General features: G+C 68.0%; 9 protein-coding genes. 4 read left to right on the top strand and 5 right to left on the bottom strand.

Annotated elements, in window-relative coordinates; genetic code table 11:
- Positions 1-14 precede the first annotated feature (14 nt).
- On the top strand, positions 15-317 hold the full coding sequence (locus tag Q9246_RS17405) for a DUF1330 domain-containing protein (protein ID WP_306391912.1): 303 nt from the start codon (positions 15-17) through the stop codon (positions 315-317).
- A gap of 52 nt (positions 318-369) precedes the next feature.
- Positions 370-1,041: a type 1 glutamine amidotransferase domain-containing protein gene (locus tag Q9246_RS17400; RefSeq protein WP_306391911.1), complete on the top strand. Its 672-nt coding sequence runs from the start codon at positions 370-372 to the stop codon at positions 1,039-1,041.
- Here the strand turns inward: Q9246_RS17400 and Q9246_RS17395 are convergent.
- Together Q9246_RS17395 and Q9246_RS17390 are read right to left on the bottom strand one after the other, a co-directional pair.
- Positions 1,038-3,230 carry a TonB-dependent receptor gene (locus Q9246_RS17395; RefSeq protein WP_306391910.1) on the bottom strand — a complete coding sequence of 731 codons (2,193 nt, stop codon included), beginning with the start codon at positions 3,228-3,230 and terminating at the stop codon, positions 1,038-1,040. The two genes, Q9246_RS17400 and Q9246_RS17395, sit on opposite strands and share 4 nt — an antisense overlap.
- Before the next feature lie 111 nt (positions 3,231-3,341).
- The gene (locus Q9246_RS17390) at positions 3,342-3,599 is read right to left on the bottom strand and encodes a hypothetical protein (protein WP_306391908.1); all 258 of its coding nucleotides are present in this window, start codon (positions 3,597-3,599) and stop codon (positions 3,342-3,344) included.
- Between the two features lie 788 nt (positions 3,600-4,387).
- On the opposite strand from Q9246_RS17390, the gene Q9246_RS17385 reads away from it, so the two are divergent.
- Entirely contained in the window at positions 4,388-5,227 is an 840-nt protein-coding gene (locus tag Q9246_RS17385) for a pirin family protein (protein WP_306391906.1), read from the top strand.
- On the opposite strand, the gene Q9246_RS17380 is transcribed toward Q9246_RS17385, so the two are convergent.
- Both Q9246_RS17380 and Q9246_RS17375 read right to left on the bottom strand, forming a co-directional pair.
- Positions 5,224-6,600, bottom strand: a complete 1,377-nt coding sequence (locus Q9246_RS17380) for a chloride channel protein (RefSeq protein ID WP_306391905.1) — start codon at positions 6,598-6,600, stop codon at positions 5,224-5,226. The genes Q9246_RS17385 and Q9246_RS17380 overlap by 4 nt on opposite strands.
- Before the next feature lie 66 nt (positions 6,601-6,666).
- Positions 6,667-10,182 carry an indolepyruvate ferredoxin oxidoreductase family protein gene (locus tag Q9246_RS17375; protein ID WP_422802390.1) on the bottom strand — a complete coding sequence of 1,172 codons (3,516 nt, stop codon included), beginning with the start codon at positions 10,180-10,182 and terminating at the stop codon, positions 6,667-6,669.
- Between the two features lie 126 nt (positions 10,183-10,308).
- On the opposite strand from Q9246_RS17375, the gene Q9246_RS17370 reads away from it, so the two are divergent.
- Positions 10,309-10,776 carry an Lrp/AsnC family transcriptional regulator gene (locus Q9246_RS17370; RefSeq protein WP_306391903.1) on the top strand — a complete coding sequence of 156 codons (468 nt, stop codon included), beginning with the start codon at positions 10,309-10,311 and terminating at the stop codon, positions 10,774-10,776.
- A 21-nt stretch (positions 10,777-10,797) separates the two neighbouring features.
- Here Q9246_RS17370 and Q9246_RS17365 read toward each other — a convergent pair whose 3' ends face one another.
- Positions 10,798-13,257 (bottom strand): TonB-dependent receptor, encoded by a 2,460-nt coding sequence (locus Q9246_RS17365; RefSeq protein ID WP_306391901.1) that lies wholly within the window; start codon positions 13,255-13,257, stop codon positions 10,798-10,800.
- Between the last annotated feature and the right edge of the window lie 47 nt (positions 13,258-13,304).

Genomic DNA, 13,304 nt, shown 5'->3' with positions numbered 1-13,304 from the left:
GTCCTGGAGAGCCCATGTCAGCCTACGTCGTCTTTATTCGCGAAGAAACCACCGACCCGGCCCAGCTGCAGCAGTACGCCCAACTGGCGCCCGCCGCGCGCGCCGGCCACGACATCACCCGCCTCGCCTTCTATGGCCAGCTCGACGTGCTCGAAGGCCCGCCGGCCGAAGGTGTCGCGATCCTGCGCTTTCCCGACATGGACGCGGCCCGCGCCTGGTATCGCAGTCCGGCCTACCAGGCGGCGCGCCGGCACCGCCTGCAAGGCGCCCACTACCGGATGCTGCTGGTCGAAGGCAGCGACGTCGCGCCGGCATGAGGTGGCGTCCGGTCATGATCGACTCCGCCCAACCTGCCTCAAGGAAGCTACCATGAGCATGAAGCACGTCCTGTTCATCGTGACGAACACCCACGAGATCGGCCCGAACAAGCGCCCGACGGGCTACTTCTTCCCCGAGATAGCGCATCCGGTCGAGGTGTTCGAGAAGCACGGCGTGGCAGTCGAATACTGCTCGCCGCTCGGCACCGCCCCGTCGGACGACGGCTTTGACGCGAGCGATCCGGCCCAGCTGGCCTACCGCAACAGCAAGTCGATCCGCCGGCTGGCGCGCGGCCGCCGGCTATCCGAAGTCGACGTGCTCGACTACGACGCCGTCTTCGTGCCCGGCGGCCTGGGTCCGATGGCCGACCTGGCAACTGACCGCGAAGTGAAACAGGCGCTGGCGCGCGCCTGGAACGGGGGCCTGGTCGTGTCGGCCGTGTGCCACGGCCCCTGCGCCCTGCTGGGCGTGACGCTCGACGACGGCAGTTCGCTCATCAAGGGCCGCAAGGTCACCGGCTTCTCGAACCGCGAAGAAGAAGGCTATGCGCAGGCCGACGTGCCCTTCATGCTGGAAGATGCGTTGCGCGCGGAAGGCGCGCAGTTCTCGTCGGCCGAGCCTTGGCAGGCCAAAGTCGTGGTCGATGGCCGCCTGATGACCGGCCAGAACCCCGCCTCGGCCGGTCCGCTGGCCGAGGAAATCGTGCGCGCTCTTCGTGCTTAGAAGTCGAACTGCGCCGACACCAGCGCCGTGCGCGCCGCGCCCGTGGTCGCGAAGGTGCCGCTGGCCAGCCAGTAGGCCTTGTTGGCCAGGTTCTCGACGCTGGCGCGGACGACCACCGGCTTGCCCATCAGGCTGGTGCGGTAGCGGGCGCCGATATCGAGCCGCGTCCACGACGGCAGGTACAGCGTGTTGGTCGGGTTCAGCGGGATGTCCGACGTGTGGATGGCGCGCGCATTGAAGCTCAGGCCCGGCACGGCCGCCCAGTCCCAGTCGAGGCCCGCGCTGACGGCGCGTTTCGGCACGCCGTTCGCATCCTTGCCATCGTTCAGGCCACCCTGCGTACGCTGCAGTTCGGCGTCGTAGAAGGTGGCGCTGGCCATCACGCGCAGGTTGCGCACGGCTTCGCCCATCAGCGACAGTTCCAGGCCGCGGTTGCGCTGGTTGCCGTCCATGCTGTAGATCGTGGTGACCGGATCGGTGATGGCGTTCGGCCGGTCGATCTGGAACACCGAGGCGCCGGCCAGCAGCTTGCCCTGCTCGACCTTCACGCCCGCCTCGTACTGCTTGGACTTATAGGGCGGGAACACCTCGCCCGCGTTGGCGGCGGTATCCGGCGCCCGGTTGCCGCGCGTCAGCCCGGACGTGAAGTTGCCGTACACCGACACATTGGACCAGGGCTTGAACACAATGCCGGCCAGCGGCGAGGTCGCGCTGGCGTCGTACGAGGTGCTGGCGATGCCGGCCGGGTTGATGTTCTTGGACACCACCTTCTGCTTGCGCACGCCGCCGGTCAGCAGCAGGCGGTTGTCGAAGAAGGCCAGCGTATCGCTGAGAGCGACGCTCGACAGTTCGGTGCCCGAGGTCGTGGTCGGCGACTGGCGCACCCCGCTCATGGGCGGCAGCGCCACCGGATGGTAGATGTTCGAGTTCACCGCGGTGCCGGCGGGCGCGGTCAGGTAGAAGCTGCCGGACTCCTGTTCCAGGCGCGAGGCCGAGACGGTGACCAGGTGCCTCACGCCCATCCCGTCGAAGGCGGCGCGGGCGCCGACCTCGCCGGTCTTGTTGCGGGTCGCGGCGTCGTACCAGGCATTGCTGATGCGCATATTGCCCGCCATGTCGATGGCGTCCTGGCCGCGCGCCGACGGGAAGTCCTGCTCGTAGGCGTTGTAGTGGTAGCCGCCGGTGGCGTACAGCATCACGCCCGGCGCGACGTCGTATTCCAGGCGCGACGAGATGCTCGAATCGCGCAGGGCCAGTTCGGCGCCGCGATACCACGGGCGGTGGCCGGAAGGAGCCTCGGGCAGGCGCGTCACGTTCGGCCGGAAGCCGGCCTGGCCACGGAAACCCTCGGTGTCCTCGCGCTGGGCATAGGTATCGACCGACCAGCGCAGGTTCGCGGCACGGTAGTCCAGCGCCAGCGCCAGCAGGCCGAATTCCACCTTGCTGTCGTCGAGCGTGTTGTCGCCCTTGCGGTAGACGCCGTTGAAGCGCACGCCCCATTCGCCGGCCTCGCCGAAACGACGTCCCACGTCCAGGTGGGCGCCGAAGATCGACCTGCTCTCGAAGGTGCCGGTGATCCGGGTCAGCGGCTTGTCGCCGGCGCGCTTGGTCACGATATTGATGCTGCCGCCGACGCTGCCGTTCGGGCTGATCCCGTACATCAGCGTGCCAGGGCCTTTCAGCACTTCGACCCGCTCCATCAGCGCGGTCGGCATGCGGTTGCCCGAGGCCAGGCCATACAGGCCGTTGACGCCGACGTCGCCGCTCGACACGCCGAAGCCGCGGATCTGGAAGTCTTCGCCGAAGCCCGAGGTCGACGTCGTCACGCGCACCGAGGCTTCGTTCACGATCGCGTCGGCCAGCGTGCGCGCCTGCTGGTCTTCCAGCAGTTGCGAGGTGTAGTTCATGGTGCTGAACGGCGTGTCCATGATGTCCGCCGCGCCCAGCACGCCGATGCTGCCGCGCCGCGCCACCCCGCCGCCCATGTACGGCGCGTCGTCGCTCGTGCGGGCGCCGGTGATCAGGACCTGCTCGATTTGCGGCGCTGCGGCCTCCTGCGCATGCGCCGTCCCGGCCAGCATGGCGAGCGGCGCGACGGCGCAGGCGGTGCCCCAGGCGCTGCCGATCATCAGGGTGAGCGCCTTGCGGCGAAACGTGTGGGCGCAAGGCGACTGGTGCGGCTGGTTCATGGCAAATCCCGTCTAATTGGTATGAATGTAAATGAGAATTATAGTCATTCTCATTTGCCATCACAATACCCAAGGGAAATAAACCCGCCACGGGCGCCAGCCCGACCTATATCAAAGGAAGGGCCAGGCCAGGATGCGGCGCAGGTGCAGCACGACGCGCAGCACGACGTAGCCAATGGCTGCGCCGAATACCGGCAGCGCGCGTACGTCGCCTGTATACGCCAGCCAGAAACCGGCCACGGTGATCCATGACAGCAGCACCATCATCCACAGTTCGATACTCAGGAAGAAGCCGCCGGCCTCGCGCCAGATATGACGCAGCGCGGCGATGGCTTCGCGCCAGGGGATGGGATCGTGTTTGGGGGCCATGGTGTCGGTCTTCACAAAAATGCAAGTCAAGGGGCGAAAATGACGATCGCCGGCGTGGCGGCCGGCGATTCACTGCATATTTTACTGAAAGCAATAAAGGCTTGCTGCGGCCGCGTCAATACCGGCCCCTGCGCTGGACGGGCTAGATCAAGCCGAGTTCCTTGATCGTGGCGGTGGCGAAGTCAAGGAAGGCGGACACCGCGCGCGGCAGCTGGCGCCGGCTCAGCTAGACGAAGTGCACGCCGGCGGCGCCGGTGCCGTAGCCCGGCAAGACCACGCGCAGGCGACCGGCGGCGATGTGCGGGGCCGACAGGACACCCGGCAGCAGCGCGATGCCCAGCCCGGCGATCGCCCCCGACAGCTGGGCAGCCGCGGTATTGGCGTGGAACGGACCGTCGATCTGCTATCAAGAACGTCAACAAATGTGCTCAGCGTTCTCTTCCTGCCCCGAACCGTCCTATAAACCGCGCTCGTATCTGACAGGCGTTACTTTCCCGCCTACCACCGGCAAAACGCCGGTGGCAGTGCCTGGCGTTGCCACCAGACTCGCCACGGGTAGCGCAGCATGCGTCGCGAGGACGCTGGTTGCGAGCCGTCTTTCACATGTAAGTTGGCAAGAAGCCGATTTGACGAACGCATTCGTACACTCTCGTTCTTCCGCTTGGTTTTCGCGGAATGGAAGAGCAATTCAATAGTGCTGCGTCTTACCTGCTTACGTAGTTTCAGACACCGAAACACCGACCAGAGTTCCCCTCTATCGACACCCCAACCCACCAAGGAGAACGACCATGCCCGCACTGGCACAGCAACAAAGCCCGGCCCTGCGCCGGATCGCCCGCCGCACGGTCGGCCGCAAGCACGGCCCCGTGACCCGCCTGATGAGCCCCTCGGACTTCGGCCAGTTACTTAAACCGTTCGTCTTCCTCGACTACTTCGACTTCGAGGGCCAGCCCTTCGTCGGCGAGCTGCATCCGCATTCGGGCATCGCCACCCTGTCCTACCTGATCGATGGCCGCATGGACCTGGTCGATCCGGATGGCCACACGGCCGTGCTGCCGAAGGGCGGCGTCGAGTGGATGCAGGCCGGCCGCGGCATGTGGCATGGCGGCAGCGTGGGCGACGAACAGGGCAACCGGGTGCGCGGTTTTCAGCTGTGGGTGGCGCTGCCGCCGGAGCACGAGCTCGGGCCGACCAGCGCCGTGTTCCAGCCAGGCGAGGACATCGCCACCAGCGGCCCGGTACGGGTGCTGCTCGGCAGCCATGGCGGTGCAGAGAGCGCGATCGCCGCGCCGTCGCCGATGAACTACCTGGCCGTCAGCCTGAAGGCGGGCGAGCGCTGGCTGTACCTGCCGCCTGGCGAGCATACCGTGCTGTGGGTCGCGACGGCGGAGGACGGCCTGCTGGCCAACGGCGAAGCGCTGCAGCCGCAGGAACTGGTCGCCTTCGAACAGTCGAACCTGGCGGTGGAATTCGAGGCGCGCAGCGACACGCAGTTCGTGCTCGGCTCGGCCGTGCCGCATCCGCACGAGCTGGTGACCGGCTACTACTCGGTGCACACCTCGCGCGCGGCGCTGCGCGAAGGAGAGGCGCGGATCCAGGAGCTCGGGGCGCGCCTGCGCCGCGGCTAGGCCGGCTCTCCGTTCTTGCCGGCTGCCTGATCGGGCTGGCCGTCGCGCGCCGGGACCGCGCGCGGCGGCAGTTGCAGCCCCGCGAGCGTGCCATACAGCGGTGGACTCAGCACCCGCGACACGGTGCTCGACACCAGCGCGCAAGCCATCAGGCTGAGCACCATGCTGTGCCCGTCGACCATCTCCATCACGATGATGAAGGCGGTCAGCGGCGCCTGGGTGGCGGCCGCCAAAAAGCCGACCATGCCGAGCGCGATCAGCGCCGCCCCGTGCGGGTAGCCGGTCAGCAGCGCCACGTCGTGGCCGAGCGCGGCGCCGATCGACAGCGACGGCGCGAAGATGCCGGCCGGGATGCCGGACCAGGCAGTGAGCCAGGTCGCGACGAACTTGAACAGGGCGTAGGCGCCGGGCACGCTGGCCTCGTTATTGAGCAAGCCGTGCGTGGCTTCGTTGCCGCTGCCGTAAGTGGCGCCGCCGCTGACGATGCCGATCAGCGCAACGGCCAGGCCGCAGCCGGCGGCAAAACGGATCGGATGGCGCGCACGCCAGCGGGTGGGCAGGTCGTCCGATTTCCCGCGCAGGCAGGTCACCAGCAGGCGCGCGAACAGGCCGCCGGCCAGGCCGCAAGCGAGCGCCGTCAGCAGGCCCGGCATCAATAGCGGCAGGCCGATCGGGCCGGGACGGATCACGCCGAAATGGGTGCCGTTGCCGTATACCGAAACGGCGATCAGGCCGGCCAGCACGATGCCCGCGATCAAGAGGCCGCTATTGCGCTGCTCGGGCGTGCGGGATAATTCCTCGATCGCGAACATGACCCCGGCCAGCGGCGTATTGAAGGCGGCCGCGATGCCGGCCGCCCCGCCCGTCACCAGCAGCGAGTGGGCGGTGATGCCGCTATGGCGCGGCAGCCAGCGGCGCGCCGTGAGCATGATGCCGGCCGCGATCTGGACCGACGGGCCTTCGCGCCCCAGCGACATGCCGCCCAGCAGGCCGCCCGACGTGAGCACGATCTTGGCCAGGCTCAGGCGCAGCGACACCAGCAGCGGCCGGCGTCCGCCGGACAGCGCCGGATCGAGCGCCGCCATCACCTGCGGGATGCCCGAACCGGCCGCGCCGCGCGCGTAGCGGCGCGTCAGCCAGGCGATGGCCGCGCAGCACAGCGGGGTCCACAGCAGCGGCGCCCACCACGCGGTATCGGCCAGGCCGAGGAACAGGCCGAAGGCGCTTTCGGCCAGCCAGGTAAAGCCGACCACCACCAGCCCGGCCACCGCCGCCAGGCCGACCACCACGATGCGGGTCTGCCACAGATGCGGCGAAGTGAGTTCGCGCCGGAAGGCGCTGCGAACGTCGTGCGGGGAGGTGTCAGGGGGCATGGTTGCGGACTCGAGGCCAAGTCCGCATTATATACATTTGTCCAAATGAATGCCCGCCGCCCCGGTTCAAGCGCGCCGCAATTCCACCACCTTCCCGCCGCGGTAGGCGGCCAGCAGGCGCTCCCAGTCGGCGTCGAACTTGTCGAGCGCGGCCAGCTTGACGTGGCCATAGCCGCGCACCCCGTCCGGCAACTGGGCCAGCGCCAGCGCGGCGTCCAGGTTGTCGGCGCGCAGGCTGTCGGCCAGCGTGCCGGCAAAAGCCAGGTAGCGGTCGCGCAGCGCCCGTTCGCGCCGGCGCTCGGCCGTGTAGCCGAACACGTCCAGCGGTCCGCCGCGCAGCGACTTGCACCTGGCCAGCACGCCGAACACCGGCATCATCCAGCCGCCCAGGCGCATCTTGCGCGGGACGGTCGAACCTGGCTTGCTGCGCGCCAGCAGCGGCGGCGCCAGGTGGAAGGCGAGCTTGTAGTCGCCTTCGAAACTGGCCGCGATCTGCTCGCGGAAGGCCGGATCGGCGTGCAGGCGTGCCACCTCGTATTCGTCCTTGTAGGCCATCACCTTGAACAGGTTGCGCGCGACCAGCTTGCTCAGTCGGCGCGCGCCGCCGGCATCGAGTTCGCTTTCGCGGCGCTCGACGGCGGCCACCGCCTGTTCGTAGCGCGCCGCATAGGCGGTGTCCTGGTATTTGGCGAGGAAGGCGCTGCGCAGTGCGACGGTGTCGGCCAGCGACTTCGGCGGCGTGAACTGGACCACTTTGACACCCGTGCGATCCAGCTTTTCCAGCGCCCCCATGTCGGCCGCGGCCAGGCGACCCAGCGTGAACGCGCGCTTGTTCATGTCGATCGCGACGCCATTGAGTTCGATCGCGCGCATCAGGGCCGGCAGGCCCACCGGCACCAGGCCCGCCTGCCAGGCATAGCCCATCAACAGGATATTGCCGCCGATCGGGTCGCCCAGGAAGCGCGCCGCCGTCTCGTGGGCATCGAGCCGCCGCAGCCTGTCCGCCCCCGCCGCCATCCCCAGTTTCTCGAGCAGGCCCTCTTTATTGATCGTGGCATCGCGCTCGCGCGTGAAATCGGCGGTGGGGATTTCGCGGTCGTTGGCCACCACCACGGTGTGCCCCTCGCGCATCACCGACAGGCTGTCCGGCATGGCCGCCACCACCAGGTCGCAGGCGAAGACGGCGTCGGCCTGGCGCAGGTCGATGCGGACCTGGTTCAGGCGCGCGGGCGACTGCGCCACCCGCACATGCGACAGCACGGCGCCGCCCTTCTGGGCAAAGCCCATGAAATCGAGGGTCGAGGCGCCCTTGCCTTCCAGGTGGGCCGCCATCGTGATCAGGGCGCCGACGGTGACGACGCCGGTGCCGCCCACGCCCGCCACCAGGATCTCGAACGGTTTTGCAAGCGCCTGCGGGCGTGGTTCGGGATAGGCCGCCAGGGCGCGCTCGAGATCGGCCAGCGACAGCGCGACGCTGGCCGGTTTGCGCAGCGCGCCGCCCAGCACCGACACGAAGCTCGGGCAGAAGCCTTCGACGCATGAATAATCCTTGTTGCACGACGATTGCTCGATCTGGCGCTTGCGTCCGAATTCGGTCTCCAGCGGCAGAATCGACAGGCAGTTCGATTGCACGCCGCAGTCGCCGCAGCCTTCGCACACGGCCGGGTTGATCACCATGCGGCGCGCCGGATCGGGGAACACGGTCTTGCCCGGCTTGTTCTTCTTGCGCCGGCGGCGCTTCTCGGCGGCGCAGGTCTGGTCATAGACCAGCACCGTGACGCCGGCGACTTCGCGCAGCATGCGCTGGATCGCATCGAGCTCGTCGCGGTGGTGCACGGTGACGCCGTCCGGCAGGCGGACTTGCGCGTAATTGTCTGGCTGGTCGGTCACCACGACCACCTTGCGCGCGCCTTCGCTCACCACCTGCTGCACGATCTGCGGCACTGACAGGCTGCCGTCCACCGGCTGGCCGCCGGTCATCGCGACCGCGTCGTTGTACAGGATTTTATACGTGATGTTGGTGCGCGCCGCCACCGCCTGGCGGATCGCCAGCGAGCCCGAATGGTAGAAGGTGCCGTCGCCCAGGTTCTGGAACACATGCGGCTCGCCGACGAAGCGCGAGGACGCGACCCAGCTGACGCCTTCGCCGCCCATCTGCGACAGGTAGTTGGTATCGCGCTTCATCCAGGTTGCCATGAAGTGGCAGCCGATGCCGGCATAGGCGCGGCTGCCCTGCGGCACGCGGGTCGAGGTATTGTGCGGGCAGCCCGAGCAAAAATAGGGCGTGCGCTTGACGCCGTCGGCCGCGTTCGAGGGCAGCGCGGCGCCGCAGAACGCGGGCAGCATGTTCATTAGCGCGAGCTCGGGGAAGCGCGGCGCCAGCCAGTGCACCAGGGCCGGCGCGATGCGCGAGGGCCGCAATTCTCCCAGCGCCGACAGCAGCGGCTGGCCGTCGCGGTCGGCCTTGCCCACCACCATGGGGCGGCGTTCGGCCGGCAGGTTGTAGAACAGGTTCTTCAGTTGCTGCTCGATGACCGGACCCTTCTCTTCGACCACCAGGATTTCTTCCAGTCCCTCGGCAAAAGCGGCCAGGCGGGTGCGCTCGAGCGGGAAGGTCAGGCCGGGTTTATAGACCCGCACGCCCAGCTGTTCCAGCCGCGCCAGGGGCAGGCCCATACGTTCGAGCGCCTCGACCAGGTCGAGGTAGGCCTTGCCGGCGCCGAGGATGCCGATGCGGGCATGGGGCGCGGCCACCACCAGGCGGTCGATCGAGTTGGCGCGGGCGAAGGCTTGCACCGCCTCGAGCTTGGCCTCGGCACGCTGTTCCAGCGCCAGGCCGGGCAAGTCGGGCCAGCGGTTGTGCAGGCCGTCCGGCGGCGCCACATAGTCCTGCGGCGCAGTAAAGGTGGGCAGCGGCGGCAGCTCGACCACCGCCCCGCCCTCCACTGTCTCGGAAATCGCCTTGAAGCCGACCCAGGCGCCCGAGAACCGCGACATGGCCCAGCCGTACAGGCCGAACTCGAGGTATTCCTGGATATTGGCGGGGTTCAGTACCGGCATGCTCCAGGCGATCAACGCCTGTTCGCTCTGGTGCGGCATCGACGACGATACGCAGCCGTGGTCGTCGCCCAGGATCACCAGCACGCCGCCGTGTGGCGACGAACCGTAGACGTGGCCGTGCTTGAGGGCGTCGCCGGCGCGGTCGACACCGGGGCCCTTGCCGTACCACATGCCAAACACGCCCTCGACCTTGCGCGTGGGGTCGGCCTCGACCTGCTGCGAGCCCATGACGGCGGTGGCGCCCAGTTCCTCGTTGATCGCCGGCAGGAAGTCGATGCGGTGTTGTTGCAACAGGTTTTTGGCGCGCCAGAGTTCCTGGTCCACCGCGCCCAGCGGCGAACCGCGGTAACCGCTGACGAAGCCGGCGCTGTCCAGTCCATTGCGCTGGTCGACGATTTTTTGCATGCACAGCAGGCGCACCAGGGCCTGGGTGCCGGTCAGGAACACGCGGCCCGTCTCGCGAGTCAGGTTGTCGTCGAGGGCGTAGTCGGGGTCGGCCAGCAGGGCTGGCGGGTGGGTCATCGAATTCATGGTCTCACGTGGTTATTATGTGAAGACAGGATATGCCGCACGCTGCGGCAAATTATTTCTATTTACTCGCCCACAAGCATTAAACTGGCGAGATCCTTTCGATTTCGATGACAATAAATGAAAAACGCACCGCTCGACCCGGCATCACTCAAAATTCTCGCCGAACTGCAGAAGAACGGCAGGGTGTCGTCCAACGAACTGGCCGAGAAGATCGGCATGTCGGCCAGCCCCTGCTGGCGGCGCCAGAAGGAGCTGGAAGAGAACGGCTATATCGTGCGCTACACCGCCCTGCTCGACCGCCGCAAGCTGGGCCTGGCCGTGGTGTGCCTGCTGCACGTGTCGTTGCAGCGCCATGCCGAAGGCGTGGTCGAGCAGTTCGAGGAAGTGATGCGGCTGCGGCCCGAGGTGGTGGAGTGCTACGAGACCACCGGCAGTTCGGACTATATGGTCAAGGTGGTGGTGGCCGACATGGAGGCCTACCACGACTTCCTGCACAATGTGATGGTGAAGCTGAACGGGCTGGCGCAGGTGAATACCAGCGTGGCGCTGCGCGAAGTAAAGTACGACACCACCTTGCCGCTCTAGGCGGCAAGGTGGCGGGCTGCCTTAGAAACGCTTGTTCAGGCGCAGGCCCCAGGTGCGCGGCGCCGCGATATTGGCCAGGGTCAGGCTGCGCAGCACGCCGGGCGCGGTGAAGGCGCCGGTATAGATCGTGGCGTCGTTCAGGTTGCGCACGAAGGCCGCCAGGGTCCAGTCGTCGCGCGGCGTGCGATAGGCCAGCGTGAAGTCGCCGCTGACATAGCCGCCCGCGCGCGAGGCCGGGGTGAAGTCGGCGGTCAGGTAGCGGCCGGCGGAGAACTGGGTCGACAGCGTGGCCTCGATCTCGCCGCCGCTGGCCAGGTCGAAGATCCGGCTCCAGCTGGCGCTGCCCGACTGCTTCGGCGCGCGCGGCAGCTCGAAGCCGCTGCAGTCCAGGGTCGGGAACGGCGTGCCGGGTGCGACCTGGCAGCCGGTGCTGACGTTGGCGATGGCGCCGGCCGAGGCGTAGCGGAAGGCGTCGAATTTGGAGTGCAGCAGTTCCACACCCAGCTGCAGGGTGTCGTTCGGGGTCGGCTTGTAGGTCACCGAGAACTCGGCGCCATAGATGGTCGCCTGGCCCGCGTTGGCGGTCGAGCCGACCACATTGCCCATCGCGTTCAGGGTCGAGTAGTTCTGCTGGGCGTTCTTGTATTTCCAGTAGAAGCCTTCCATATTGACCCGCAGCCGGTTGCCGAGGAAGCTGTTGCGCGAACCGGCCTGCAGCGCGGTGAGCTTTTCCGGCTCGTAGAACGACGCCACGTTGGCCGTGCCCAGCACCGACACCGGATTCGGACCGCCGCCCTTGTAGCCGGTGGACAGCGTCAGGTACAGCATCTGCGAGCGGCTCAGGTCATATTCGACGCCCATCTTGTACGACGTGTTCTTGTAGTCGCGCTCGCCGATGAAGGTGTCGCGCAGGCAGGGGTCCGCCTGGCGGTAGCAGGGCTGGCCCGGCACGAACGGCAGGCCGGCGCCGGCGCTGAAGTTGCGGCCGTCGATCGAGCGGTTCTCGCGGGTATGGCGCAGGCCGCCGATGGCGCGCAGGGACGGGCCCAGGCTGTAGCTGACCTGGCCGAACAGGGCCTTCGATTCGGACGTGATCTCGTACGCGTTGATATTACGCGCCAGCAGGGCGCCGGCCAGGGTCGCGGTGGCCGCCGACTGGTCTTCGTTCGCGTAGTAGGCGCCGAGCACCCACTTGGCGTCGCCGTCGGCATTGCCGAGCCGGACCTCGAGCGAGCGGGTATGCGAGGTTTCCGCCTGCCCGTCCACATCGTTGAGATAGGTCACCAGCGCATAGGTGGTGTAGCGGTTCTCGACCTTGCGGTAGGCCGGCAGCACGGTCAGGGTCGCCGCGCCCAGGTCCCAGTTCAGCTCGGCACTGAGGTTGGAGAAATCGTTGTCGACGAAGGGTTGCGCGCCATGGGGACCGATACCGGGCGGCGATAGCAGCGAGCTCTGGCCCGCCGGGCACAGGCCGCGCGGCGCGCCGGTGACCGGCGCCGGTCCGGCGGCATTCGCGGCCGCGGCCAGGGCCGCGTCCGGCACGCACATGCCGAGGGCGGCGCCGATGCCGTAGTACAGCGATTGCATTTGCGGGTCGGTGCCGTTGACGCGCAGGCCGGTCGGCAAGACGCCGCCGCGCGCCCGGACCGCGTCCGCGAGCGTGGTGTCGACGCCCTTGAAGACATAGGCCGGGCCCTTGCCGCCGACATGACTGGCGTCGGCCGACAGCAGCAGCGACAGATCGGCGCTCGGCTTGAACAGCGCGTGCAGGCGGCCGCTGCGTTGTTTGGCGTCGTCCATGCCCTGGCTCGCGTAGCCGTCGCGCTCGACCACCTGGGCCGCGGCGCGCAGGGCCAGCACGCTCGACACCGGCAGGTTGACCGCCAGCTCGCCCTTGCGCAGGCCGTAGTTGCCCGCTTCGGCATTCAGCTCGCCGGACACGCGGTCGAAGCGCGGCTTATTGGTGATCAGGTTGATCGCGCCGCCGCTGGCATTGCGGCCGTACAGCGTGCCTTGCGGCCCCTTCACGACTTCGATCCGCTCCAGGTCGTAGAAATTGCCCTCGACCGCGGGCGAGCGCGACACATAGACGCCGTCGACATTCACCGCGACCGCCGGATTGCCCAGCGGCGTGGCGGCAAAGGTGCCGACCCCGCGCACATAGATCTGGGTCGCCGCCCCGCCCTGCCCGATCTGCAGTCCCGGCGCCAGCTTCACCAGGTCGCGCGCCTGGGCGATGCCGCCCTCCTGCAGCTTGTCGGCGCCGAACACCTCGATCGACAGCGAGGAGCGCTGGGTCGATTCGGCGCGCCGCTGCGCGGTGACGATGACTTCGGCGATCTCGCCTTTCGCGGCCGGAGCCGGCCCGGCCTGCGGGACGGCCGGCGGCGCCTGGTCGGCCTGCTTCGCCTGGTCCGCCGCGGCGGCGCCCACGCTCATGCAGCACAACAGTACCCCTGCCTGCAAACGGCTCTTTTTCATGCTTGTCTCCTGTCGTTATGGTGTTGGTGTAGCTGATGCGGCTCCGT

The sequence above is a fragment of the Telluria beijingensis genome (genome assembly GCF_030770395.1).
Taxonomy (GTDB): domain Bacteria; phylum Pseudomonadota; class Gammaproteobacteria; order Burkholderiales; family Burkholderiaceae_D; genus Telluria; species Telluria beijingensis.
Note: the sequence above shows the minus strand (reverse complement) of the source record. Positions and strands in the feature narration are given on the sequence as shown.